22 protein-coding genes and 1 riboswitch are annotated in these 26001 nt (G+C 69.8%); of the genes, 7 read left to right on the plus strand and 15 right to left on the minus strand.

Annotation, left to right across the window (positions count from 1 at the left end):
* Window positions 1-174 precede the first annotated feature (174 nt).
* On the plus strand, window positions 175-1377 hold the full coding sequence (locus B0293_RS29300) for an ROK family protein (RefSeq protein WP_005155115.1): 1203 nt from the start codon (window positions 175-177) through the stop codon (window positions 1375-1377).
* Here the strand turns inward: B0293_RS29300 and B0293_RS29305 are convergent.
* Window positions 1374-1838 (minus strand): pyridoxamine 5'-phosphate oxidase family protein, encoded by a 465-nt coding sequence (locus B0293_RS29305; RefSeq protein ID WP_005155116.1) that lies wholly within the window; start codon window positions 1836-1838, stop codon window positions 1374-1376. The two genes, B0293_RS29300 and B0293_RS29305, sit on opposite strands and share 4 nt — an antisense overlap.
* Here B0293_RS29305 and B0293_RS29310 point away from each other — a divergent pair.
* On the plus strand, window positions 1837-2319 hold the full coding sequence (locus B0293_RS29310; protein ID WP_005155118.1) for a MarR family winged helix-turn-helix transcriptional regulator: 483 nt from the start codon (window positions 1837-1839) through the stop codon (window positions 2317-2319). The genes B0293_RS29305 and B0293_RS29310 overlap by 2 nt on opposite strands.
* A gap of 35 nt (window positions 2320-2354) precedes the next feature.
* Window positions 2355-2708, plus strand: coding sequence for a nuclear transport factor 2 family protein (locus B0293_RS29315; RefSeq protein ID WP_005155120.1), 354 nt, complete (start codon window positions 2355-2357; stop codon window positions 2706-2708).
* Here B0293_RS29315 and B0293_RS29320 read toward each other — a convergent pair.
* Entirely contained in the window at window positions 2705-3211 is a 507-nt protein-coding gene (locus B0293_RS29320) for a PaaI family thioesterase (protein WP_005155123.1), read from the minus strand. The genes B0293_RS29315 and B0293_RS29320 overlap by 4 nt on opposite strands.
* A gap of 72 nt (window positions 3212-3283) precedes the next feature.
* Between B0293_RS29320 and B0293_RS29325 the strand changes: the two genes are divergently transcribed.
* From B0293_RS29325 to B0293_RS29335, 3 genes are read left to right on the plus strand one after another with little or no spacing between them, the layout of a single operon-like run.
* On the plus strand, window positions 3284-3862 hold the full coding sequence (locus tag B0293_RS29325; protein WP_005155126.1) for a TetR/AcrR family transcriptional regulator: 579 nt from the start codon (window positions 3284-3286) through the stop codon (window positions 3860-3862).
* 11 nt (window positions 3863-3873) lie between these two features.
* Window positions 3874-4608, plus strand: a complete 735-nt coding sequence (locus B0293_RS29330) for an HAD family hydrolase (protein ID WP_005155127.1) — start codon at window positions 3874-3876, stop codon at window positions 4606-4608.
* Window positions 4609-4664: 56 nt separating this feature from the next.
* Window positions 4665-6965: a glycoside hydrolase family 65 protein gene (locus B0293_RS29335; RefSeq protein ID WP_085939634.1), complete on the plus strand. Its 2301-nt coding sequence runs from the start codon at window positions 4665-4667 to the stop codon at window positions 6963-6965.
* Between the two features lie 6 nt (window positions 6966-6971).
* Here B0293_RS29335 and B0293_RS29340 read toward each other — a convergent pair whose 3' ends face one another.
* From B0293_RS29340 to B0293_RS29355, 4 genes are all read right to left on the minus strand, one after another.
* Window positions 6972-7151, minus strand: a complete 180-nt coding sequence (locus tag B0293_RS29340) for a hypothetical protein (RefSeq protein ID WP_005155130.1) — start codon at window positions 7149-7151, stop codon at window positions 6972-6974.
* 39 nt (window positions 7152-7190) lie between these two features.
* Window positions 7191-8147, minus strand: a complete 957-nt coding sequence (locus B0293_RS29345) for a Ppx/GppA phosphatase family protein (protein WP_005155141.1) — start codon at window positions 8145-8147, stop codon at window positions 7191-7193.
* 200 nt (window positions 8148-8347) lie between these two features.
* On the minus strand, window positions 8348-9388 hold the full coding sequence (locus B0293_RS29350; RefSeq protein WP_005155144.1) for an LLM class F420-dependent oxidoreductase: 1041 nt from the start codon (window positions 9386-9388) through the stop codon (window positions 8348-8350).
* A gap of 105 nt (window positions 9389-9493) precedes the next feature.
* A complete protein-coding gene (locus tag B0293_RS29355) occupies window positions 9494-12805 on the minus strand; it encodes a DUF885 domain-containing protein (RefSeq protein WP_005155145.1) in 3312 nt (1103 codons plus the stop codon).
* Between the two features lie 132 nt (window positions 12806-12937).
* Here B0293_RS29355 and B0293_RS29360 point away from each other — a divergent pair, with 132 nt between their 5' ends.
* Window positions 12938-13948 (plus strand): AsnC family protein, encoded by a 1011-nt coding sequence (locus B0293_RS29360; protein WP_005155146.1) that lies wholly within the window; start codon window positions 12938-12940, stop codon window positions 13946-13948.
* Between the two features lie 175 nt (window positions 13949-14123).
* Here the strand turns inward: B0293_RS29360 and B0293_RS29365 are convergent, their stop codons facing one another.
* From B0293_RS29365 to ileS, 9 genes are all read right to left on the minus strand, one after another.
* Entirely contained in the window at window positions 14124-15050 is a 927-nt protein-coding gene (locus B0293_RS29365) for an RluA family pseudouridine synthase (protein ID WP_039916927.1), read from the minus strand.
* Window positions 15047-15610, minus strand: a complete 564-nt coding sequence (lspA, locus tag B0293_RS29370) for a signal peptidase II (protein ID WP_005155148.1) — start codon at window positions 15608-15610, stop codon at window positions 15047-15049. Before lspA ends, B0293_RS29365 begins: the two co-directional genes overlap by 4 nt.
* A gap of 24 nt (window positions 15611-15634) precedes the next feature.
* On the minus strand, window positions 15635-16249 hold the full coding sequence (locus B0293_RS29375; RefSeq protein WP_143254666.1) for a hypothetical protein: 615 nt from the start codon (window positions 16247-16249) through the stop codon (window positions 15635-15637).
* 19 nt (window positions 16250-16268) lie between these two features.
* Complete coding sequence (locus B0293_RS29380) at window positions 16269-17645, minus strand: aminotransferase class V-fold PLP-dependent enzyme (RefSeq protein WP_005155151.1); 1377 nt, start codon at window positions 17643-17645, stop codon at window positions 16269-16271.
* Between the two features lie 32 nt (window positions 17646-17677).
* Window positions 17678-17792: riboswitch (SAM riboswitch) on the minus strand.
* Between the two features lie 128 nt (window positions 17793-17920).
* Complete coding sequence (locus B0293_RS29385) at window positions 17921-18604, minus strand: M23 family metallopeptidase (RefSeq protein ID WP_005155155.1); 684 nt, start codon at window positions 18602-18604, stop codon at window positions 17921-17923.
* 131 nt (window positions 18605-18735) lie between these two features.
* The gene (locus tag B0293_RS29390; protein ID WP_005155157.1) at window positions 18736-20214 is read right to left on the minus strand and encodes a potassium/proton antiporter; all 1479 of its coding nucleotides are present in this window, start codon (window positions 20212-20214) and stop codon (window positions 18736-18738) included.
* Between the two features lie 111 nt (window positions 20215-20325).
* Window positions 20326-21009, minus strand: coding sequence for an ArsR/SmtB family transcription factor (locus B0293_RS29395; protein WP_005155162.1), 684 nt, complete (start codon window positions 21007-21009; stop codon window positions 20326-20328).
* A gap of 43 nt (window positions 21010-21052) precedes the next feature.
* The gene (locus B0293_RS29400; RefSeq protein ID WP_005155164.1) at window positions 21053-22660 is read right to left on the minus strand and encodes a penicillin-binding transpeptidase domain-containing protein; all 1608 of its coding nucleotides are present in this window, start codon (window positions 22658-22660) and stop codon (window positions 21053-21055) included.
* Between the two features lie 145 nt (window positions 22661-22805).
* Window positions 22806-25967 (minus strand): isoleucine--tRNA ligase, encoded by a 3162-nt coding sequence (gene ileS / locus B0293_RS29405; RefSeq protein WP_005155165.1) that lies wholly within the window; start codon window positions 25965-25967, stop codon window positions 22806-22808.
* Window positions 25968-26001: the final 34 nt, after the last annotated feature.

Raw genomic sequence — 26001 nt, forward strand, 5'->3', positions numbered from 1 at the left:
GAGCACCCGCGCGGACACCGGGTGAATCACCGGATTTCGCGCGCGCCCTGCGCGATTTGCGACCCGGACACGTTTACTGTCACCGGGAACCATCGAATGTAAACCTTCTTGCCCTTTTCGGGTCGGACCCGGCTAACTTTGGTGGAACACCTTGTTCGACAGGAGGCGAAGCTCGTGGTTGGCGCAGAAAGTCCGCCCGTCGGCACCCCCGCCGGGATGCGGAAGATCAATCAGCGCGCCGTGCTGGACCTCCTGCGCCGCACCGGCCCTGCCACGCGGCCGCAAGTCGCCAAGGACACCGGTCTTTCGAAACCCACGGTGAGCCAAGCGTTACTGGCTCTCGAAGCGGCCGGGCTGGCCAGGGCGACCGGGCACACGTCGACCGGCACCGGCCGGTCCGCCGTCCTGTACGAAGCGGATCCCACGGCCGGATATGTCCTGGGTGTCGACATCGGACGCGAGCACCTCCGCGTCGCCGTCTCGGATCTCGGCCACACCGTGGTCGCCCGCCGTGACGAGCGGAACACGTCGCGTTCGGGCACCGCTCTCGTCAGCGCCGTGGGCGCCCTCGCGGCGGCGACGGTCCGCGAGGCGGGGCTGAGCCAGGCCGACATCGTCGTGCGCGTCCTCGGCTCGCCCGGAGTCGCGGATCCGGACAAGCGCTGCTTCCGGCACGCGCCGAACCTGCCCGGCTGGGGCAAGGCCGGGCTGCTCGACGAACTCGAAGGCGTCCTCGGCCCGGATCTGATGGTCGAGAACGACGCGAACCTCACCGCCGTCGGCGAATGGGAACGCGGTGCCGCGCGCGGCGCGTCCGTGTTCGGCTTCATCACCATCGGCACCGGTGTCGGCATGGGCGTGATGGTCAACGGCCAGGTGTTCCGCGGCGCGACGGGCGCGGCGGGCGAGATCGGCTACCTGCCCTACGGCCAATCGCACGCGGCGGGCGAGGGCGAAGACGCGCCGCCGGTCCGCGGTCACCTCGAAGAGGCGACCGCGGCGCAGTCCGTCGTCCGCGGGGCGCGCGAACTCGGCCTCGGCACGGCGAAATCGGCCCGCGAGGTCTTCCGGCTGGCCCGCGACGGCGACGAACTTGCCCTGCGCGCCGTCGAAGCCGAGGCGGACAGGCTCGCCTACACCGTGGCGTCGGTGGCGGCGGTGATCGACCCGGAACTGATCGTGCTCGGCGGCGGCATCGGCACCGCGGCCGATCTGCTGCTCGACCCGATCGACCGCGCCCTGCGTTCGTTCACCCCGCTCGTCCCTTCGGTCGTCCAGGGCGAACTCGGCGACGACGGCGTCCTGACCGGCGCGATCAGCGTCGGGCTGCGCGCCGCCGAGGGCCTGGTCTTCGAACGGAAGGTGGGCGCCGCCTAACCACCGCGCCGCCACGCCTTGCCGCCCGTGCCGATCCGCCACGGCGTCAGCCTCAGCACGGTGATGCCGGGGTCCAGCGGATCGTCCCCGCCCATGATCTTCGGGTCGAACCCCAGCGGTTCCGGCGTTTCCGACGCCAGGCGCCACAGGTGCCGTCGCGTTTCCTCGTCGTCGGCGTAGACGGCGCCGCATTCGGCGACGGCGACCTCGTGCGCCGGGTCCCAGTACGAGCAGGAGACGAACGGCGTGCGCGCCAGGTGCGCCTTCTTCAGCGGTGTCGGCCGGGTGAACAGGTGCCCGATCAGTTCGCCGTCCCGCTCCTCCCAGATCGGATGCACCACCCGCGACCTCGGCCTGCCCTGTCTGTCGACCGTCGCGAGCGTGCACCAGACCACGCGGTGGGCGACGCGGACGAATTCCGCCAGCAGTTCCGGCGGAGCCGTGCCAGACTCCACAACCATGGTTGTGGATCCTACGCCGTCGAATCTCGACCTGTCACTCGTTTCGCTGTTCGCGGGCTGGGCGATGGGCGGCGAGGTCCAGCGGCGGCTGGCCGCCGACGGACACGGCGAACCGCGGTTCAACGACGGCGTCGTGTTCCAGCACGTGCTCGCGGGGCCGTTGTCGATCTCCGCGCTCGCCGAACGGATGGGCGTGACCCAGCAGGCGGCGTCGAAGGCCGTCGCCGAGCTGGAACGCCGGGGCCTGCTGCGGCGCGGACCCGATCCGGCCGACGCGCGGACCCGGCTGCTGCACCTGACGGACCAGGCGGAGAACGCGGTCGCGGCGGCGCGGAAGCACCGTGCCGCACTGGAAAAGGAACTCGCCGTCGAATTCGGTGAAGAACGCGTCGCGGACGCGAAAGCCCTACTGGCAGGGATTCTCAGTCGCTACGGGGACGCGGAAGCGATCCGCGGCCGCAGGGTATTACCTCCGCGGTAATCGACGGCGCCGGGCCCGCGCGGAACGATGAGCGTATGACCACAGCCAAGAAGATCGTCCTCGATTGCTTCGAGAACATGTTCGTACACAAGGATTTCGACGCCGCGAGCGCGAACGTGCACCCGGATTTCGTCACCCACAGCCCGGGTTTCCCCTCCGGCCGTGAGGCTTTCGTCGAAGCGATGCGGAATTCGCCGATGGCGGGCGCGGATGTCGCCGTCAAACGCGTGATCGCCGACGACGAGCACGTCGTCGTGCACCTGCACGTCGTCCGGCCGGGTGAGGAACTCGGCGCGGCCGTCGTCGACATCGTCCGCGTGGCGGACGGGCTCATCGTGGAGCACTGGGACGTCAAGCAGCCGGTGCCGCCCGGCGCGGAAATGTTCTAGGGCTTGATGATCAGGCAGGTGCTCGACGCGGTCGCGAGCACCTTGCCCTCCGCGTCGCGGATGTCGCCCTCGGCGAACGCGACGCGCGAACCGGCCTTCACGACCCAGCCGTGCGCGCGGATCTCTCCCACCGAACCGGAAATGGCGCGCAGGTAGTTCACCTTCAGCTCGACCGAGGTGTACCCGACCCCGGCAGGGAGGGTCGAGTGCACCGCGCACGCCACCGCCGAATCCAGCAGGGTCGCCGCGACGCCGCCGTGCACGGTCCCGATCGGGTTGTACAGCGACTCGTCCGGCGTCGCGGCCAGCACGACGTCGCCCTCGGCCACGCTCACCCAGCGCATGCCGAAATGCGCCGAGATCGGCGCCGGCGGGATCCGCCCCTCCGCGATCCCGGTCAGGTAGTCGAGCCCGGACAGCTCGCGGCCGAGCCGGGCGGTGGGCAGCGGATCCTGCCAGGTCACGGTCTTCTGCCGGGTCTCCGCGGTGGCGTCGACGGTCATACCTGCCTCCTAAGACGATCGTCCTAGACTTTCCTAAGACAGTCGTCCTAGTCAAGGACTACGCTGCAGCACGTGTCCGACACCACCACCCGCGAGCGCATGATCGAAACCGCGATGACGCTCTTCCGCCGCGAGGGCTACCAGGCGACCTCGTGGCGACGGCTGGTCGAACAGGCCGGGACGCCGTGGGGGTCGGCGTACCACCACTTCCCCGGCGGCAAGGAACAGCTGGCGGTCGCCGCGATCGAACTCGGCACCGCCGTCGTGGCGAAGACGGTCCGCCGCGCCTTCGAGCGCAACGAGACCGTCGAGGACGCCGTGAGCTGGTGGTACCGCAAAGCGGGCGAGGCGCTGGCCGCCGACGACTACCGCGGCGGCTGTCCGCTCGCCACGATCACGTTGGAGATGGCGCACGCCTCGCCCGCGATCACCAAGGCGTGCCAGGACGCCTTCGCCGCCTGGCACGTGCTGCTGGTGGAACTACTCACCGGCCACGGCGCCGGGAACGCCGAAGACCTCGCGACGGCCATCGTGAACAACCTCGAAGGCGCCCTGCTGGTCAGCAGGATCCGCCGGTCACCCGATCCGCTGGAGCGGGCCGCGCGGCACGTCGCACTCGTGACCCGCGCGGGCACCGGCGAGCCGGGGTAGCGTTCGGAGGCATGATCGGTCTGCCCGGCACCATCACGGCCTGCCTCTTCGACCTCGACGGCGTGCTGACCGGAACCGCCGCCCAGCACCGGGCAGCGTGGAAACGCACGTTCGACGACTTCCTGCGCACCCGCGACGGTGACACGTTCTCTCCGTTCACCGACACCGACTACGCGTCCTACGTCGATGGAAGGCCCAGGGCGGACGGCGTCCGCGCCTTCCTCACCTCGCGCGGGATCGAGCTGCCGGAAGGAAAGCCGGACGACGGCGTCGACGCCGCCACCGTCAACGGGGTCGGGAACCGCAAGAACCAGCTGGTACTGAAGATCATCGACGACGAGGGTGTCACCCCGTACCCGGGATCCGTGCGGTACCTGGAGGCGGCGAAGGCGGCCGGACTGCGCATCGGCGTCGTCACGTCCTCGGCCAACGGCGCGAAGGTCCTCGACGCCGCCGACCTGACCAAGTACGTCGAAGCGCGGATCGACGGCATCGTGATCTCCGAGAAGGGGTTGCGCGGCAAGCCCGCCCCCGACTCGTTCCTCGCCGGCGCCGAGGCGTTCGGTGTCGCACCGGAGAACGCGGCCGTCTTCGAGGACGCGCTCGCGGGCGTTCAGGCCGGGAAGGACGGCGGATTCGGTTACGTGGTCGGGGTGAACCGCGCGCACCAGGCGGGAGAGCTGCTCTCGCACGGTGCCGATGTCGTGGTGGACGACCTCGCCGAACTACTGGAGGACCGCAAGTGACCGAATCGTTTCTCCGCGGCTACGAGGTCTCGCCCTGGGAGCTGCGCTGGCACGGTATGGACGTCGACGCGTTGCAGCGCACCGAATCGGCGTTCGCGGTGTCCAACGGGCACATCGGCCTGCGCGGCACGCTGGAGGAGGCCGAGCCCCGCGGCCTGCCGGGCACCTATCTCAACGGTTTCTACGAGCAACACGACCTTCCCTACGCGGAGACCGGGTACGGCTACCCGGAAGAGGGGCAGACCGTCGTCAACGTGACCGACGGCAAGATCATCAGGCTGCTGGTCGAGGACGAGCCGCTCGACATGCGGTACGGGCAGGCGACCGAGCACGACCGCGTCCTCGACTTCCGGAAGGGCACCCTCGCGCGCGACACCGTGTGGTCGTCGCCGACCGGGCGCCGGGTCCGGGTGAAGACCGAACGCCTGGTCTCCTTCACCCAGCGGGCCGTCGCCGCGATCCGGTACGAGGTCGAACCGCTCGACGACGAACTCCAGCTGGTCGTGCAGTCGGATCTGCTGGCGAACGAACCGGTCGAGTCCGACACGCGTGATCCGCGGGTCGCGGCGGCGCTGGAGTCGCCGCTGGTCGCGGAGTACCAGCACGCCGAGGAGTACCACGCCGTGCTGATGCACCAGACTCGCAAGTCCGGGCTGCGGATGGCCGCCGCGATGGACCACAAGATCGACGTCTCCGACGGCGTCCGCACGCATATCGAAGCCGAAGAGGATCTGGCACGGCTCACGATCGCCGTGGACGTGCCCAAGGGCGGACGGCTGCGCATCACCAAGTTCCTCGCCTACGGCTGGTCCGCGCAGCGTTCGGTGCCCGCCGTGCGCGCCCAGGTCGAGGCCGCGCTGGCCGGAGCCCGGCAGACCGGTTGGAAGGGCCTGCTCGCCGAGCAGAAGGAGTTCCTCGACGACTTCTGGGCGACCTCGGACATCGAGATCGACGGCGATCCGGAACTCCAGCAGGCGGTGCGGTTCGCGCTCTTCCATCTGCTGCAGGCCGGGGCCCGCGGCGAGACGAGGGCCTTGGCGGGCAAGGGGTTGACCGGCCCCGGTTACGACGGGCACGCGTTCTGGGACACCGAGACCTTCGTGCTGCCCGTGCTCACGTACAGCATGCCGGACGCCGCCAGGGACGCGCTGCGCTGGCGTCACTCCACTTTGGACAAAGCGCGGGAAAGGGCGGCGCAGCTCGGTTTGCGCGGCGCCGCGTTCCCCTGGCGGTCCATCAACGGCGCGGAATGTTCGGCGTACTGGCCGGCGGGCACGGCGGCGTTCCACGTCAGCGCGGACATCTCCGACGCCGTCGTGCGTTATCTCAACGCCACCGGCGACGACGACTTCATGCGGACCTGTGGCGCGGAACTGCTCCTCGAAACCGCGCGGATGTGGTTGTCACTGGGGCATTTCGACCGGCGAGGCCGGTTCCGGATCGACGGTGTCACCGGCCCGGACGAGTACTCCGCGGTGGCGGACAACAACGTCTACACGAACCTCATGGCGCGCCGGAACCTGTTCTACGCCGCCGAAATCTGCGGTGCGCACGAGGACGTGGCGACCGCTTTCGAGGTCACCCAGGACGAGGTCGCGCAGTGGCGCAAAGCAGCCGAAGCGATGTTCGTGCCTTACGACGAGGATCTCGGCGTCCACCCGCAGTCCGAAGGGTTCCTGGAGCATGACGAGTGGGATTTCGAGGCCACGGACGCCGATTTCTACCCGCTGCTGCTGAACTTCCCGTACTTCGACCTGTACCGCAAGCAGGTGGTCAAGCAGGCGGATCTGGTGCTCGCGCTGCACCTGTGCGGGGATTCCTTCACCCCGGAGGAAAAGGCACGCGACTTCGCCTACTACGAGGCGCGCACAGTAAGGGATTCCTCCCTCTCGGCGGGAACGCAGGCCGTGGTGGCGGCGGAGGTCGGACATCTCGACCTGGCTTACGACTACCTCGCCGAGGCGGCGCTCACCGACCTGCACGACGTGCACAACAACGTCCGCAACGGCCTGCACCTGGCCTCACTGGCGGGCGCTTGGCAGGGCACCGTCGCCGGGTTCGGCGGGCTGCGCGACCACGGCGGACGGCTGACCTTCGCGCCGCGCCTGCCGCCGCGGCTGCGGCGGATCGCGTTCCGGCTGACCTTCCGCGGCACCCGGTTCCAGGTAGAGATCGATCGTGAGGGCGCGACGTATCACGTGATCACCGGGGAGCCGCTGGAACTGGCGCACCACGGTGAGACCTTCACGGTGAACTCCGAGCCGGTGCGGCTGCCGATCCCGGCGCTGGACCCGGGCCCGGCCCCGGTGCAGCCCGAGGGCCGCGCTCCGGCCCGGCGACGACCGAAGGGCAGGTGAAGGCGCTCAGTCCGGAGGTTCGATCGGTACTTCGCCGCCACCCGGGACGTCGTCGACCTCCTGGGTGCCGTGCGGGCCGGTGTCCCGGTTGGGCGCGCTCGGCACGTCGGTCTTCGGCTGGATCCCGCGGAGGTCGTCGAGGTCTTCCTCGTCGTCCTGCCCGAAGCTCTTCTTGCTTTCCCTCATATGTCCGGGGTACCCGTTCGCGGCCGGATATGCCAGCCTTCAGGCCGCTTTCGCCGGTTTGCCGTCCAGCGTGACCAGTCCGTCGAGCATCCCGAGCAGCAGACCGTCCCTGGTGGACCACGGGCAGATGGCGACCTGGCCACCGGAAAGCGTCAGCAGCGCCTCGGCGACGATCGCGCCCGCGAGCGCCTGATGCGAGCGCTGTCGCGAGATGCCGGGCAGTTCGGCGCGGCGTTTCGCCGGCAGTTTCGCCAGCCGCGGGATCCACGCGCGGAGGTCGTCGAGGTGCAGTTCCCGGGAGCGGGACGGCCTGTCCCCGGCGAGCCGGGCGAGTTGCCGCAGCACCTTGGAGCAGCCGACGGCGCGGTGATCGCGGATCTGCGGCAGGACTTCCTGCATCGCGTCGCGGACCTCGTCGAGCACGTGCTCCCGCATCGCCCGCACGACCTTGGGCGACGGGCATTCGGTGGCGAACCAGTCCCGCGTCAGCGAGCGGGCACCGAGCGGGAGCGAATGCGCGAACCCGGCCTCCTCGGCCTCTCCCGCGGCGAGTTCGACGGTACCGCCGCCGATGTCGAGCACCAGCAACCCACCGGCCGAAGCGCCGTACCACCGGCGCGCGCCGACGTAGGCCAGTTCGGCCTCGCGGCGGCCGGTGAGGAACCGCAGTTTGACCCCGGTGGCCTTCGCGACGTCGCAGACGACCTGCTTCACGTTGGCCGCGTCGCGGATCGAAGACGTGGCGAGCGGGTACACGTCCTCGACACCGTGCTTGGCGGCCATGGTCATCCCCGCCTCGACGGCGGAGGATACCGCGTCGATGCCGCGCCTGGTCAGGTTTCCGTCATCGTCGAGTTCCCGGTCGAGCCGCAGCCGCGTCTGGTGGCTCAGCACGGGATCGAGCGGCGAACCACCCTTGGCCAGAACCACCAGCCGCGCGCTGAACGACCCGACGTCCAGGACCGCGGCGGACGGCTCGCCGATCTGCTTGCGCACGCGAGGCACCTCACCTTCGTCGCGAACGTATTCCCCCGAGGTCTCGCTTTCACTCCTGATAATGGCGGATTTTCCGGCCGTTCAGGCGTGGTTTACGTTCCCTTTCCACCGGGAGGACGTTTTTTGACCACGATGGGGCTACACCGGCGCAGGTCAAGTATACCGTATCGATACAGGTGAGGTTCGACTCCTTCGCGTGGCTAACCAACGAGTTCGCGCAACTTCGAAACCTGCGCGACGCGGGCTTCGCGACCGGGCAGCAGCGGGTTGACCACCAACGTGGTCGCGCCGGCCTCACGGAAGGCGGCCAGCCGCTCCTTGACGTAGCCCTCGGGACCGATCAGCGAGATCGCCCTGATCAGCTCCTTCGGCACCGCCGCGGCGGCCTCGTCCTTCTTGCCGTCCAGGTACAGGTCCTGGATGAGCTTGGCTTCGGCTTCGTAGCCGTACCGCTGGGCGAGACTGTTGTAGAAGTTCTTGCCGCGCGCGCCCATGCCGCCGATGTAGAGCGCCAGCATGCCGCGCAGGTGGTCCAGCATCCCGTCGACGTCGTCACCGATGGCCAGCGCGGTGCCGACGAAGGTGTCCAGCTCGCCCAGCTCCGGGTCACGCTTCGCCTTGCCCTCGGCCAGCGACGCGCCCCAGACGTCGGCGGCCTTCTCGGGGTGGAAGAAGATCGGCTCCCAGCCCTCGGCGAGTTCGGCGGTGAGCGCGACGTTCTTCGGACCGATCGAGGCCAGCAGGATCGGGATCCGCGTGCGCACCGGGTGGTTGATCAGCTTCAGCGGCTTGCCGAGTCCCGTGCCCTGCTCGGGCGGCAGCGGGATCGTGTAGTGCGTGCCGGAGTGCACGACCTTCTCCCGCCGCCACACCTGACGGCAGATGTCGATGATCTCGCGGGTGCGGCCGAGCGGCGCGTCGTACTTCACGCCGTGGAAACCCTCGATGACCTGCGGGCCGGACGCGCCGATGCCGAGGGTGAACCGGCCGTCGGAGACGAAGTCGAGCCCGGCGGCGGTCATCGCGGTCAGCGTCGGCGTCCGCGTGTAGATCTGGAAGATGCCCGAGGCGATCTGGACGCGCTCGGTCTTCGCCGCGACGTAGCCGAGCTGGCTGACCGCGTCGAACGAGTAGGCCTCCGGGACGAAGACGATGTCGAGGCCGGCCTTCTCCAGCTCGACGATGTCCGCCACGCTCTCGGCGAACCCACCGGCGTAGCTGATCGCGGTCCCGATCCTCATCGTCTTCTCCTCGAAGTTACTGAGCGGTTGCTTAGTGACAGTGTCGCGTGAGACCTCCGCGAAGGCAAGACGGCGGGCACCCGGGGGCACCCGCCGTCTTCACCTTCAGTGCGCGGCCACCCAGGCCTTCACCACGTCGTCCAGCACCCGCAGCGGCAAGATCCCGTTGCTCAGCACGACCTCGTGGAAGCCCTTGATGTCGAAGCGGTCACCGAGGGCGGCCTCGGCCTCGGCACGGATCCGCTCGATCTCCAGCCGTCCCACCATGTACGACAGCGCCTGCCCGGGAACCGCGGCGTAGCGGTCGATCTCGGCCTCGATCTCGACCCTGGCCATCGGCGTGTTCTCGGCGAGGTAGTCGACGGCCTGCTGACGGCTCCAGCCGAGCGCGTGCATCCCGGTGTCGACGACCAGGCGACCGGCCCGCATCGAGTCCTGGGTGAGCATGCCGAACCGGGTCAGATCGCTGGAGTACAGGCCCATCTCGTCGGCGAGGCGCTCCGAGTAGAGCCCCCAGCCTTCGACGTAGGCGTTGACGTCCGCGTGGCCGCGCAGCATCGGCAGGCCCTTGAGCTTGTGCGCGATGCAGATCTGGAAGTGGTGCCCCGGAACCGCTTCGTGGAAGGCGATCGCCTCGCTCGTGTGCTTCGGGCGCTGCTCGGCCTCGTGGGTGTTCGCGTAGTAGGTGCCCGGCCGCGTGCCGTCGAGCGACGCCTCGATGTAGTAGGCGAGCGTGCCGCCCGGGGCCTCCGCGGGCGGGACCGGCTCGACCTGGCACCGCTCCTCGGGGATGGTCGAGAACCATTGCGGGGCAACGGCTTCGGCGCGGGTGATGGCGTCACGCGCGGCGTCGAGCAGTTCGTCCCCGTCCCGCCAGCGCAGGTCCGGGTCGGTGCGGAGCCGCTCGAAGATCTCGCCGAGATCCTTGGTACCGAAGATCTTCTCGCCCAGCTCGCGATACTGGTCGGCCAGCTTCGCGATCATGTCGAGCCCGGTGTCGTGCAGATCCCGCGCGGTGCGCTCGGTGGAGGTGTGCGCCCGGATCAGCGCGGCGTACTTCTCCTGCCCGCCGGGAAGCGCGCACAGGCCCGGCTCCTTTTCGGACTTCGCCACGGGACGCAGCTCGGTGGCGAGGAAGTCGCGGTACCGGGTGTACGCGGGACGGACGACCTCGGCCAGCAGCCGGTCCCGTTCGGCTTCGTAGCCGTCCACGGAAACGGACGCGGTGAGCGCCAGCGGGTCACCCGCCTCGTCGCCGAGATAGCGCTCCACGTAAGCGATCCCGCCTTCGACAAGGAAGCCGGGCGGGATCAGCCCGTCGACCGCCGCCGCGCGCTGGCGCACGATCAGGGCGTCCAGGTAGGCACCCAGCCCGTTCAGCCGCTCCAGGTACCCCCGGACCTTCTTCTCGTCGTTCAGCGTCAGCACCGCGAGTTCGTTGAGCATGAACAACGCGGGCGAGGCCAGTCCGTCACTGACCGAGAACTCCGCGGCGCGGGCGTCGATCACGTCGACCATCGCCTTCGCCTGCTGGATCACGACCTCGCGGGTGACCGCCTCGGCCGCGGAAAGTCCTTCGGTGCCCAGCGCTTCGGCCCGTTCGGCGATGGCGACCGCCGACGCGCGCTGAGCGGCCGCGGCCTCCGCGCTCGGATCCGGCATCGAGCCCTCGTCACCGGGGAGCCCGAGCAGCGAACGCCACAGCGGGAGCTCGTCGAACTTGAGCTCCATCAGCTCTTCGGCGAGGCTGTTCGGGGTGTCGCCGTGGCCGGCGACCCAGTCGCGGACCACGCCGTCCAGCACCGAAAGCGGGAGCGCGCCGCCGCCGAGGACGACGTCGTGGAAGGCCTTGATGTCGAACCGGCCGCCCAGCGTCAGCTCGGCTTCGGCGCGGATGCGCTGGATCTCCAGCCGTCCCACCATGTACGACAGCGCCTGGCCGGGGAAGGCGATGTACCGGTCCACTTCGGACTCGATCTCGACCACCGCCATCGGCGTGTTCTCGGTGAGGAAGTCGATGGCCTGGCGGCGGCTCCAGCCCAGCGCGTGCAGCCCGGTGTCCACGACCAGGCGGCCGGCGCGCATCGAATCCATGGTCAGCATGCCGAGCTTCGCGACGTCGTCGGAGTACAGGCCCATCTCGTCGGCGAGGCGCTCGGTGTAGAGACCCCAGCCCTCGGCGTACGCGGTGAAGTCGCCGATGCGGCGCAGCAGCGGGAGTTCGGTGAGGCTCTGCGCGAGACTCAGCTGGAAGTGGTGGCCGGGGATGGCCTCGTGGAACGCCGTCGCCTCGGCCGCGTGCCGGAACCGCTCCTCGGCCTTGTGGGTGTTGGCGAAGTAGATCCCCGGCCGGGAGCCGTCGACCGCGGGCCACATGTAGTACGCGGCGGGCGCGCCGGGCGCGGATTCGGCGGGGACCGGTTCGACCGTCCACGGCTGCGGCGGGATCCGGCCGAACCAGTTCGGCGCCTCGGCTTCGGCCCTGGTGATGGCCGCGCGGGCGGAGTCCAGCATCTCCTCGGCGCCGGACCAGCGCAGGGCCGGGTCGGTGCGGAGCTTGGTGAAGATCTCGGCGAGGTCGGTGGTGCCGAAGACGCGCGAGCCGTACTCGCGGTACTCGCCGGCGAGGTTCGCGATCACGTCGAGCCCGGTCTGGTGCAGCTCGCGCGGGGTGCGGACGGTCGTGGTGTGCATCTCGGCGAGCAGGGCGTAGATGCGCTCGCCGTCGGGCAGCCAGCAGACGCCGGGCTTGTCCTCGGGACGGCCGTGCGGCGCGATCTCGTTCGCGAGGACCTCGCGGTACTCGGCGATCGCGGGCCGGACGACGTCGCGCAGCAGGTCGGCGCGGCGGGTCTCGAAGTCGTCGTCGGGCGCGGGCTGGCGCAGCAGCGGGTCGGCCGACGGGTCGGCGAGGTACCGGTCGAGGTACGCGACGGTGGCGTCGACGAGGTACGCGACCGGGACCAGGCCGCGGGCGACGCCGTCACGATGCCGCTGCGCGGCCTGCCGCAGGTACTCCGGGATGGCGACGATCCGCCCGAGATGCGCCTCCGCCTGCGCGCCCGTCCCCACCGACATCATCGGCAGCACGGTGAGCACCTCGGCGGCGGGCGAGATGAACAGGTCGCTGACGGTGAACTCGACGAACCGCGAGTCCAGCAGCGCGATCCTCGCCCGCGCCGTCGCGATCAGGACGTCGCGGGTGGTCTTCTCCTCCGCGCTCAGGCCGTCGGTGCCGAGCGCCTCGGCCCGCTCGGCGAGCCCGGCCAGCTTCGCGCGGAAGGCGTCTCCCGCGGCCTCGCTGAGATCGGCGAGCCCGGTCGATTCGGGACGGAAGCCCTGCAAGGCGGGCGTGACCGGCTCGGCGTCGAACAGGACTTCGACGAACTCGTCGGCGAGGGCGGAGACTTCGCTCATGTTTCTTCCCAGGGGTCGGTGGAGGCGGTGCCTCCGACCCTAATGGAGAGCGCGTACTACCGAAGCCGGGTTTTGCCGCGGGCGGACGGCCACTCCCACGGCGCCGGGGGCGAGACGGTAGCGTTCCCGGACGTGGCCGTGACCGATCCCGTGGACATCCGCCTGCTCGCCGCCCTAGCGGACCTGGGCAAGGCGGCCGTGCACGAACTCGCGGCCAAGGTCGGCATGGACCCGCGTGAGGTCGCGTACCGCTTGGTCGCGCTCTCCGGCAGCGGGTTGCCACTGCTCGTGGGCGTGGAGAGCGACCCGAACGGGTTACGGGCCGCCATCGCGAGCTCGCCGCCTTCGTGGGCCCAGCAGCCCCCTCAGCCACAACAGCCCCCTCAGCCTCAGCGTCCGCCGGGACACTCCGGGCCGCACAACGTCCAGGGCACTCCCTCCGGGCCGTACAACGTCCAGGGGACGCCGTCGGGCGCGTACAACGTGCACGGCACGCCGTCGGGCCGCTACCCCGGGCCGCCGTCGGCGCCGGTGCGGCAGCCGATGGCGCCGCCTCAGCAGTCTCAACAGCCTCCGCCGCCCCAGCGTCCGCCCGCCCCGCCGCAACAGCAGTTCGCGCCCCCGCCCGCCGACCCGGTGATGAGCACCTGGGGTGTGCCGCAGACCGCGTCGTGGGCCCGCGGCGACGAGCAGCAGCCCGTGCCGCAGCAGGCCCCGGAGGGCAAGAAGGGCAAAACCGGCGACGTCATGGAGACCCAGGGCCTGGAGGGCGAGCAGCTCACCGTCCAGCTGCTGGAGGTCCAGGACCCGGCGGACTACCTGTTCAGCGCGGCGGGCTACTCGCTGGAGGCCGGGGAACGGTCGGTCGTGGTGCACACCGAGATCACCAACCGCGGGAACATCCCGTTCGTGTCGCTGCCGGACAACTACCTCGAACTGCTCACCGCGGACGGCAAGCCGATCGCGAAGGCGCCGGTCTCCCTGACCTCGCGGCCGCCGCACAAGATCGGCGTCCGGCCGGGCGAGACGCTCGGCGGGCACACCGTCTACGTGCTGCCGGACGCCACCCGCGTGGTCGCCGTGCGCTGGTCACCGCGGCCGGAACCCGACGAACGCACCCTGACCTGGTCGATCGACGACTGACGCGTTTAGTCCTCTGAATGCAGACCGCATTCAGAGGACTAAACGCGCGGGAGCTCTTCAAGTACATGAAGGGGTCCTTCACGGAGCCAGGCGCAAGCAAGGGGGCCTTCATGTACTCGGCACCCGCGCCCCGCGACAGCCCAAGCCCGCAATCAGAGGACGAAATGCGCAGTGGTTAGTTCTCGTCCTGCAGGATCCGCAGCGCGTTGGCCAGGTCGTCCGGGTACTCCGACTCGAACTCGACCCAGCGCCCGTCGGACGGATGCGCGAAGCCGAGCGTCTTCGCGTGCAGCCACTGCCGGGAAAGCCCCAGCTTGCGCGCGAGCACGGGGTCGGCGCCGTAGGTCAGGTCGCCGACGCACGGATGCTTGAGCGCCGAGAAGTGCACGCGGATCTGGTGCGTGCGACCGGTCTCCAGCTTGATCGTGGCCAGCGACGCGGCGCGGAAGGCCTCGACGACCTCGTAGTGCGTGACGCTGGGCCGTCCGCCCTGGACGACGGCGAACTTGTAGTCGTGCCGGGGGTGCCGGTCGATCGGCGCGTCGATGGTGCCGCGCGTCGGATCCGGGTGGCCCTGGACGATCGCGTGGTAACCCTTGTCGACGGTGCGTTCCTTGAACGCCCGCTTCAGCACGGTGTACGCGTGCTCGCTCTTCGCCACGACCATGACGCCGGTGGTGCCCGCGTCCAGCCGGTGCACGACGCCCTGGCGTTCGGCCGCGCCCGAGGTCGCGATCCGCAGCCCGGCGGCGGCGAGCCCGCCGACGACGGTCGGGCCGGTCCAGCCGGGGCTCGGGTGCACGGCGACACCGACCGGCTTCGCAATCACCACGATGTCGTCATCGTCGTGCAGGATCTTCATGCCCTCGACGGGTTCCGCGACGACCTCGATGGCCGAGGCCGGGTCGGGCAGCGTCACTTCGAGCAGCCCACCGGCGGACAGCCGGTCCGACTTCCCGGCGGGCCTGCCGTCCAGGAAGATCTCGCCGGATTCGGCCAGTTCCGCCACGACCGTGCGGGAAAGTCCCAGCAGTTTCGCCAGTCCCGCGTCGACGCGCATGCCGTCGAGCCCGTCGGGGACGGGCAACATCCGCGCGCTCATTCGCTCGCCGCCTTCTTCTTGTCCTTTGTGGATGATCCGTCGTAGTCCTTGCCCAGCAGGGAAAGGATCACGATGAGTACGCCTCCCACACAGATCGCGGAGTCGGCGACGTTGAAGATCGCCCAGCCCTGCCCGTTCGGCGCGAACGCGGAGATCATGTCGACCACGTGCCCCTGCAGCGGGCCGGGGGCACGGAAGATCCGGTCGGTCAGGTTGCCGAGCGCGCCCGCCAGCACCAGGCCGAGGCCGATCGCCCAGCCGACCGAGCGCAGCCGCCGGGCCAGCCAGCTGATGGCGACCACGACGGCGACCGCGACCAGCGCGAGCACCCAGGTCAGCCCGGTCGCCATCGAGAAGGCGGCACCGGGGTTGCGCACCAGCTGGAAGTACACCAGTCCGCCGAGGAACTCGACCGGCTGCTTGCCCTCCAGCGTCGACACGGCGATCTGCTTGGTGAGGAGGTCGATCCCCCACAGCACCGCGGCGACGACGAACACGACGGCGACGCGCTTCTTGGGCAGCGGCGGCGCCGGTGGCGCGGTTTCGGGCTCTGTACTCACTCCCCCATTGTCCACTGAGCGTGCTCAGGTCTCCTCGGCGGCCGCCTTCGGCCTGCTCAGCAGGGCCGCGAACGCCCCGGCCAGCGCGACAAGGGACGACAGCATCAGCGCGAGCGGTCCTTGCGCGAGCACGACGGAGCAGAGCACGAACGCAGCGGCCACCACCAGTACGAGCACGCTGCGGTCCAGCCAGGCGAGTGCGACCAGGCCCAGCGTGAGCATGACCGCGGTCCGCACGTCACCGGGCATGTCGAATTCCGAGAAACCGACCAGATCCGCCAGCAGGATGGCGACCAGTCCCCCGACGGCGATCAGGGCGACCTTCCACCACGGCATCCCGTTCCCCGCGCGCTTCGCCAGGACGGCGTAGAAGAGCACCGTGCCGACGAAAATCGCGAACGCGGCGAAGAACCAGCCGTCGATCCGGCCGACGTCGCCGATCGTGACGGCGATGGCGGTGTTGCTCTCATGGCTCATCTCCACGCCGTAGAGCCCTTGGTAAATCCCGTAAGGCGTGACGGGCGCATAGGTGAACCATCCTTCGGATCGGCTCGAACCGACGGACGAGGCCACCACCGCCAGTTGGGCGAATCCCAGTAGTGCCAGCGGAAACCAGTAACGCGGTCGCTCGTTCCCCATGCGGGGTGAGGGTAGTGGGTCAGGCGCAGAACGGGGGAAGCTCCCGCGGATCGTTCTCCGGCACCCAGCGGCCCTCGGGCTTCTCGTACTGCCAGCGCGCGCCGCGGGCGACGATCTGGCGCAGCGCCAGGACGAGCCGGTCGACGTGTTCGGCGGTGCTGCCGAGGCCGAGGCTGACCCGGACGGCCTGCTGCCCCGTCGAACCGGCGGCGGAGATCAGCCGTTTGGTCGCCACGTGCGCGCAGAACGCGCCGTCCCGGACGCCGATGCCGTACTCCGCGGACAGGACCGCGGCGAGCCAGCCCGGGTCGAAGCCGTCAACGAAGAAGCTGAGCGTGCCGACCCGGTCGACAGGCGCGTCGAACAGCCGCAGCTCGGCGAATCCGGGGACACCGGCGAGGCCGCGACGCAGCCGTGCCAGCAGTTCGTCCTCGTGGGCGACGATCGCGTCCCAGTTCCCGGCCAGCGTCTGGCAGGCGACACCGAGCGCGTAGACGCCGACGGTGTTGGGAGAACCGGCTTCGTGCCGCTCGGCGCCGGAATTCCAGACCACACCGAAGTTTTCGGCGTCGCGGGTGACGAGCTTCGTCGCGCCGCCGCCGGCGAGGTACGGCTGGGCGGCGCGCAGCCAATCGGCGCGGCCGATCAGCGCGCCGGCGCCGAAGGGCGCGTACAACTTGTGGCCGGACAGCGCGACGTAGTCGACGTCCAGTTCGCGCACCGAGATCTTCCGGTGCGGCGCGAGCTGCGCCGCGTCGAGCGCGATCCGGGCGCCGTGCCGCCGCGCGACGGCGGCGATCTCCTTGACCGGCAACAGTTCCCCGGTCACGTTGGACGCGCCGGTGAGGACGACCAGCCGCGGTCCCTGCGGGCAGTCCGCGAGCGCTTCGTCCACAGCGGACACCGCGGCGAGGCGGGTGCGAGGGGTCTGGATCCGGCGGACGTTCGGGCCCTTCCACGGCAGCAGCGCGGCGTGGTGCTCGGTGTCGAACACGACGACCGAGGTGTGCTTCGGCAGGCTGCGGGCGAGAAGGTTGAAGGAATCGGTGGTGTTGCGGGTGAACACGACGGTGTCGGTCGACCTCGCGTCGACGAAGTCACGCAGGATCCCGCGCGTGCGCTCGTAAAGCTTGGTGGAGACCTGCGAAGCGAACCCGGCGCCGCGGTGAACGCTGGCGTACCAGGGAAGGAACTCGTCGACGGCGTCGCGCACCTTGTCCAGGCAGGGCGCGCTCGCCGCGTGATCGAGGTTGGCGTAGCCGATGTCGCCGCCGGTGACCAGCGGAACCCGCAGACCGGCACACGCCACCGTCGGGATTTCCTGCGAAACAACGGTTTCTGCGACGGTTTCCGAAACAACCTCGGGGGTGTTCGTGCGTTCGAGAGCGAGAGTCATCGTCATCCTCCGGGCCAGGGGACCCGACGAGGATCCCGCGCTTGCCCGTCGCACCACGCGACGAGCCAGGTCCTCACCCGGGGCACCCCACCGCGGTAGGAGGGTTGCCGGTCAGCTAGCCGGGGCTTGACGCTGACACTCGTGACCTAGGGACGAAGTTAGCGGACGCACCGGCGATCGAGCCACCCCTTGTCCGGATGTTGAGACGCCGGTCACGCGTTCCGCGGTCGGAGAGCACCGTTGCCCGGCGCCGCGCCGCGCCGGGCAACGGGAGGTCAGACGCGGAATCGGCCCGGCAACGGAACGATGGAACGCGAAGAGACCTCGGTCGCGGTACCGGAGTACTGCTCGGTGCCCGCGGTGAACTGCCAGCCGCCGAAGGTCTTGCCGTCGACGGCCTCGCCGTAGGCCTCGGCGACCTTGGTCGAGACCTCGTCGTAGGACATGCCGTTCCAGTTGCCCGCGCCGACGCCGAAGTCGCGCGAGTCGCCGCCCTGGGCGGCGGCCGCGGGCAGGGTCCACAGGGTGAAGTGCACGTGGGCGCCGGTGCTGCTGCCACCGCAGGGCAGCGCGTTGCCGGTCCGGCCGAGGGCGTCGCCGGGAGCGACCTTCTGGCCGTCGGCGACCGAAATGTTCTCCATGTGGTAGTACCCGGTGCGCCAGCCGCCGTCGTGGTCGACGGTCACCCAGTCGCCGCCGGAGCAGTGCTGGATCCGGACCGTGCCCGCCAGCGGGGCGCGGACGGTCTTGTCGCCGGGGCTGAAGTCGATGGCGTTCTTCACGCCGGAGTTCCCGTTGTCCGAGTGGATCCCCGCCGAGTAGACCGACTGGCCCGCATCGAAGGGCAATCCGAACGCCGGGAACGCACCGGCCGCCGTGGCCGCCGGCGCGGCGAGAACCACTCCGACGAGTGTGGCCGCGGCCCCCAGACCGGCGAACCGTGCAGGAAGTTTCGTCACCTTGCGTACTCCTTACCCCGTGACACTCACCCATTCGATGGAGTCGATTGCCGGGAAAGTAATCCAAAAGGAGTACAAAAGGGAAGAATTTTCTGAGATCAACCGACGAACAGCTGGTGCCGGTTCGTGACCTACTGGCCGGATTCGCCCTTCCACCTGGCGAGGCGTCCGGCGCGGTCGACCGCCCGCAGGCGTCGTTCGGCCGCGTCACGGACGTCGGCGGTGGTCACGACGAGTAACTGGTCGAGTTCCTGGAGCCGGGTGTTCTTGTTGGGCGTGAAGCCGGCGCCGTCGCGGACGAGGAGGCTGATCGTCGCCCCCACCGGCAGCCGCAGTTCGGCCAGGTAGACGCCGTGCATCTTGGACCCGGCGTTGATCCGGACCTGGAGGAGTTCCGCGCCCATCTCGTCGAGTGGCGCGGAGTCGACGTCGATCTCGTGCGCTTCGGCGTGCTGGGCCAGCCCGAGTGCTTTCGCGAGCGGGGTCAGCGTCGCGCCCTGGAGCAGCGTCAGCACGATGACCAGCACGAACACCGCGTCGACCAGCTCCTGGGCACCGGGCACACCGGACGACAGCGGGATCAGCGCGAGCACGATCGGGACCGCCCCGCGCAACCCGGCCCAGGACAGGAACACCTGTTCTCGCCAGGGGACCTTGAACGGCAGCGACGACAGCAGCACCGACAGCGGCCGGGCCAGCAACAGCACCACCGCGCCCGCGACCAGGCCCTGGACCAGGCTTTCGAAGATCCTGCCCGGCGAGGCGAACAGGCCGAGCAGCACGAACAGCCCGATCTGTGCGAGCCAGCCGAGCCCTTCGGCGAAGGACAGCGTGTCCGACCGGTGGGGCAGTTTCGAGTTCCCCAGCACCAGCGCCGCGACGTAGGTGGCGAGCAGGCCCGAAGCGTGCGCGAGCTGCCCGCTCGAATACGCCACGACGCAGACCGCCATCGTGGCCAGCGGGTACAGACCGGTCGCCGGGAGCGCGGCCCGTCTCAGCGCCTGCGCCCCGATCCAGCCGAAGGCCAGGCCGATCACCAGTCCGGCCGCGAGTTCGTAGACGACCAGCAGCGGCAGCGACCAGTCCACCGTCGTGCCCTCGGCGAGGACGACGACGGCGATGTAGGCCGGGGCGTCGTTGATCCCCGACTCGATCTCCAGCGCGCCGACGAGCCGCTTCCCGATACCCGCCGATCTCAGCACCGAGAAGACCGCGGCGGCGTCGGTCGAGGCCAGCACCGCACCCCACAGCAGGGCCATCCGCCAGTCCAGGCCCAGCAACCAGTGCAGGGCGGCGCCGGTGACCGCGATGCTCACCGCCACGGCCACTGTGGACAGTGCGATCCCGATGCCCAGCGAGGGTTTCACGGCCGACCACCGGGTGGTGAGGCCACCTTCGGAGAGGATCATCACCAGTGCGGCGAGGCCGAGGGACTGGGTGAGCTCGGGGTTGTCGTAGTGGATGCCGAACCCGGCTTCGCCGAGCAGGACCCCCATCCCCAGGTACAGCAGCAGCGAGGGAAGGCCGACCTTGATCGACACCCGGACGGCGATCACGGCGACGAGAAGCACGGCACCGCCGGTGCCGAGGACGAGCGGGAGCTGCTCCATGTCGCCTCCCGTCCGGTCGCCGTGAGGGCTCCAGAGTAGTGAGGCGGTGGTCGTCACTCGATCGTGTACCGGTCGAGAACCGTCCGGATAGCCTGTGTTACAGACTGTCCTTTACGGACGGCGCAGGGACATCAGGTCGACACCGAGGTCCGCGAACGGTTTTTCGGCCGCGGGCAGGACTTTCACCGCGCGGTTGCCCTCACGCGACAACCAGCCGGCGCTCACTCCGTGAGACAGTAACGCCGCCGGAACGCGGCCCGCCAAATGATCACGGCGCACTGTCCAATCGAGACAGTCACGCAACATCGCCCGGCGCCCGTCGGCGATCTCCACCCCGAGCGCGCCGAGCACCTCGCGTCCGCGACCGGTCAGCGTCAAGCCGTCGGCCTCGTCGATCAGCCCGGTGGCGAGCATCCCGTCCCGCAGCGCGACGCCGACCGTGCCGGCGAGGTGGTCGTAGCAGGTCCGGGCGAATTCGAGCCGCTTCACCCGGACCGACGAGCGCAAGCCCTTCACCGGACGGTGTTCGGCGTGCTGCGCCAGATGTTCGATCAGCTCCGCCACCCGGGGGTCCGCTATCCGGACGTAGCTGTGCCTGCCCTGTTTGACCCGGACGACGAACCCGGCCTCGGTCAGCTTCGTCACGTGCTCGCTCGCCGTCGACGCCGCGACCTCGGCCGCTCCGGCCAGTTCGGTCACCGTCCAGGCACGCCCGTCGAGCAGCGCGAGGCACATCGACGCGCGGCTCGGGTCGGCGAGCACGGCCGCGACCTCGGCCAAGGCGATCGTTTCCATGCGCTCACCGTAGAAGACCCACGGTTCGGCGAGGACCGAAACGTCAGCCCGCCAGGAACTTCGCCGCCAGCCCGACCGCGGGTCCGGAGTCGTTGGAGCCTTCGAGCAGGACGGCGAAAGCGACGTCCCCGCGATAGCCGACGAACCAGCCGTTGGCGTCGGCGCCCGAGCCGAACTGCGCGGTCCCTGTCTTGCCGAACACGGCGCCGCTGCTCTTCAGCGCCTTCGCGGTCCCTGTCGTGCAGACCTCGCGCATCATCGCCCGGACCTGGTTCAGCACTCCCGCGGGCGGGGCCTGGTAACCGGCGTTGACCTTGGTCTCCAGCCCCTGCCACAGCTTCGGCACCACCGGTTTCCCGGTGGCGACCGTGGCCGCCATGAGCGCCGCGCCCAGCGGACTGACCTGCACTCTTCCCTGTCCGATGCCGGCTTCGACCTTCTCGTCCCCGCTGCTCGACGGTTCGACCTTCCCGGTCTCGGTGGCCAGCCCCGGGATCTCGAAGTCCGCGTTGAGGCCGAGCTGCGTCGCCGCCTTCGCGAGGCCGTCCGCGGGCAGCTGCCCGGCGAGCCGTCCGAAGGTCGTGTTGCACGACGCGGCGAACGCGGTCTTCAGCGAAACGGTCCCCAGGTCGAACGCGTTCTCGTTCTTGAGCGTGCGGGTCCCGATCTGTTCGCTGCCCGGACAGGCGACGGGCGCGTCGGCGGAGACCCCGCCCTGCTCCAACGCCGCGGTCGCGGTGGCGATCTTGAAGGCCGAACCCGGCGAGTAGAGGCCGCTGAGCGCCTTCGGCTGGTTCCCGGCCGCGCCGTTCTGGGCGACCGCCAGGAGTTCGCCCGAAGTCTTCATCGCGACGATGATCGCCGGCCCTTTGAAGCCGTCGACGGCCTTCTGCGCGGCCGTTTGGGAGGCCACGCTCAACGTCGAGACCAGAGGTTTGTCGGTCTCCGCGGCCTGCCCGAAGAGCGTTTCGACCGGTTTGCCCGAGGCGTCGAGCCGGGACACGGTGACAGTGGCCGGAGCCCCGGTGCCGCCGTTCTGCTCGGACGCGATCTTGGACAGCGCCCCCTGCAGGAGCGGCGCGACACCGGCCGCGTCACCGCCGACGAGGGCTTTACCGTCCCTGTCCGCCACGACCGGTTTGGCCGAAACAGGCGCGACGGAGAGCTGCTGACCGGCTTCGAGCTTCGGGTGGATCACCGACATCGCCCAGCGGACCACCCATTTCCCGGCGTTGCGGACGAGGTCCAGCTTGCCTTCGTACTTCCAGACACTGTTGCCGGTGAAGGTCCACGCGGCGTGGAAGGTGGCCGACGTCGAGGTCGCGTCCCCCGGCGTCGTCGGGACCTCGCCCAGTGACGTCTTGACCGATGCCGCGCTGAGCGCGCCGCGCGTCGCGGACAGGGCGGCCGTGGCCGCCGCCGGGTCGTCGACCGGCGCACCGGTCAGGTCGCCGGTGTCGAACTGCCGCAGGAACCGGGCGGCGACCTGGGCCGGGCTTTCGTTCGCGCTCTCGGTGGACTCCCCCGGACCGCCGCCGGAAGCGGCGGGTGCTCGTTCTTCCCTGATCAGCAGCACCACCGCGGCCACCACGACGGCGACGACCGCCAGCGCGGCGCCGATCAGGATCCCTCTTTTCCGGGCAGGACTCATGAACTCGCTCTCCCCCAGTACGGCGCGCGCCCCTCGCGCGCGCCCCCGGGCGTCAGCCTGCCGATTGCGCACGTGCAAGGCGGCCCGGGGGCGAGAAAGCGACTGTTCCGAATCCGTTTCGTGATCCCGGTGATCGGGACCGTGGTCAGGCCTTGGTGACCGCCACGGTCACCTTGGTGCCCTCCCCGACCGTGCCGGCCGAGCCGTCGGCGACGTCGCCGTAGGCCACCGAAGTCGCCAGCGTCTCCGAAGCGATGAACTCCTCGTGCGTCTTCGCGGCCGTGACCACGTCTTCCGGCGCGTCGACCGTCAGCGCGATCCGGTCGGCGACGTCGAGCCCGGCGTCACGGCGGGCCTGCTGCACGACCCGGACCAGGTCGCGGGCCAGGCCCTCGGCCGCCAGCTCGTCGGTCACCTCGGTGTCGAGCAGGACCAGTCCGGCGCCGCCGGGCAGTTCCGCGGCCGCGCCGCCGCCCTTGGCGACCAGACGCCGGTCGTACTCGCCTTCGACGAGTTCGATCCCGGCGGCCACGACGGCGCCGCTCTCCGACGTCGTCCACTCGCCCGCCTTGACGGCCTTGATCACCGTCTGGACGTCCTTGCCCAGCCGCGGTCCGGCCACACGGGCGTTCACCGCGACCTCGAAACCGCCGTGGGCGGCGACGTCCGTGGTCAGCTCGACGGACTTGACGTTGACCTCGTCGCGCAGGATGTCGGTGAACTCGCGCAGCGAGTCGGCCTCGTGCGCGGCGACGACCAGCTTGGCCAGCGGCAGCCGCACCCGCAGCTTGTTCGACTTCCGCAGCGAAAGCGCCGAAGACGCCACCTGGCGCACCCGGTCCATCGCCGTCACCAGCGCCGCGTCGGCGGGCAGGTCGAGCGCGTTCGGCCAGTCGGCCAGGTGCACCGAACGGCCGCCGGTCAGCCCGCGCCAGACGACCTCGGTGGTCAGCGGCAGCAGCGGCGCCACCACCCGCGACGTCACCTCCAGCACGGTGTGCAGGGTGTCGATCGCGTCCTGCTCACCCGCCCAGAACCGGTCGCGCGACCGGCGCACGTACCAGTTCGTCAGCACCTCGAGGAAGTCACGGACGGTCGAGCAGGCACCGGCGACGTCGTAGGTGTCGAGCGCGTGCTCGACGTCGGTCACCAGCTCGTGCGTCTTCGCCAGCACGTACCGGTCGAGGATGTGCTTCGAATCCGTGCGCCACTGGCCTTCCACGCCCTCGGCGTTCGCGTAGAGCGCGAGGAAGTAGTACGAGTTCCACAGCGGCAGCACGGCCTGGCGGACGGCGTCGCGGATGCCCTTGTCGGTGACGACCAGGTTCCCGCCGCGCAGGATCGGGCTCGCCATCAGGTACCAGCGCATCGCGTCGGAACCGTCGCGGTCGAAGACCTCGTTGACGTCCGGGTAGTTGCGCAGCGACTTGGACATCTTCTGGCCGTCCGAGCCGAGCACGATCCCGTGCGAGATACAGGTGCGGAACGCCGGCCGGTCGAACAACGCGGTCGCCAGCACGTGCAGCAGGTAGAACCAGCCGCGGGTCTGCCCGATGTACTCGACGATGAAGTCACCCGGGTAGTGGTGTTCGAACCACTCGGTGTTCTCGAACGGGTAGTGCACCTGGGCGTACGGCATCGAACCCGAGTCGAACCAGACGTCGAACACGTCCTCGATCCGGCGCATGGTGGACTTCCCGGTCGGGTCGTCCGGGTTCGGCCGGGTCAACTCGTCGATGAAGGGCCGGTGCAGGTTCTCCAGGCGGACGCCGAAGTCGCGCTCCAGTTCGTCGAGCGAGCCGTAGACGTCCGTGCGCGGGTACGCCGGGTCGTCCGACTGCCACACCGGGATCGGCGTGCCGAAGTACCGGTTGCGGGAGACCGACCAGTCGCGGGCGTTCTCCAGCCACTTGCCGAACTGGCCGTCCTTGACGTTCTCCGGATACCAGGTGATCTGCTGGTTCAGCTCGATCATCCGGTCCTTGAACTCGGTCACCGCGACGAACCACGACGAGACGGCGCGGTAGATCAGCGGGTTCCGGCAGCGCCAGCAGTGCGGGTACGGGTGCTCGTAGGTCTCGTGGCGCAGCAGCACCGCGCCCTGGCGGCCGGCGGAACCGGTGCCGTTCTTGAGGTCCTTGATGATGTTCGGGTTGGCGTCGAACACCTGCTGGCCCGCGTAGTCCGAGACGGTCGCGTCGAACTTGCCCTGCGCGTCGACCGGCGTGACCGGGACGATGCCCACCGCGTCGGTGACGGCCTTGTCCTCTTCACCGTAGGCGGGCGCGATGTGGACGACACCGGTGCCGTCCTCGGTGGTCACGTAGTCCGCGGACAGCACGCGGTGCGCGTTCTCGTGTCCGGCGAAGTACGGGAACGGTGGGGCGTAACGGGTTCCGAGCAGTTCGGTCCCGGTGTAGTGCCCGACGACGGTCGGCTCCTCGCCGAGCTCGCGAGCGTAGGACGCGACGCGCGCTTCGGCGAGCAGGAACCGCTTGCCGTCGCTTTCCACCACGACGTAGCGCACGTCGGGGTGCACCGCGGTCGCGAGGTTGGACGGCAATGTCCACGGCGTCGTGGTCCAGATCAGCAGGTACGTGCCGTCGAGCTCGTTGTCGTTGCCCTCCAGGCGGAAACCGACCGTGACGGCGGGGTCCTGGCGGCTGGCGTAGACGTCGTCGTCCATGCGCAGCTCGTGGTTGGACAGCGGGGTCTCGTCGCGCCAGCAGTAGGGCAGGACGCGGTAGCCCTCGTAGACGAGGCCCTTGTCCCACAGCTGCTTGAACGCCCAGATGACCGACTCCATGTAGGACAGGTCGAGCGTCTTGTAGTCGTTGCCGAAGTCGACCCAGCGGGCCTGGCGGGTGACGTAGTCCTGCCATTCGCCGGTGTAGCGCAGCACGGACTCGCGGCAGGCGTCGTTGAAGACGTCGATGCCCATCGCGTCGATCTCGGACTTCTCGGTGATCCCGAGCTGGCGCATGGCCTCGAGTTCGGCGGGCAGGCCGTGGGTGTCCCAGCCGAAGCGGCGCTCGACGCGCTTGCCCTTCATGGTCTGGTAACGCGGCACCAGGTCCTTCACGTACCCGGTGAGCAAGTGACCGTAGTGCGGGAGGCCGTTGGCGAACGGCGGGCCGTCGTAGAAGACGTACTCGTTCGAGCCGTTGACGCCGGGGTCGCGGGCGTCGATGGAGGCCTGGAAGGTCCGATCGGATTCCCAGTACGCGAGGACGCGCTTTTCCGACTCGGGGAACGAAGGCTGGGACGGGACGCCGGTCTCGCCGTCCACCTGTGCCTTGGGATACATCTTCGGTGCTCCTCAGATCCGACACTGCTCGTCT

This window comes from Amycolatopsis azurea DSM 43854, from assembly GCF_001995215.1.
GTDB lineage: Bacteria > Actinomycetota > Actinomycetes > Mycobacteriales > Pseudonocardiaceae > Amycolatopsis > Amycolatopsis azurea.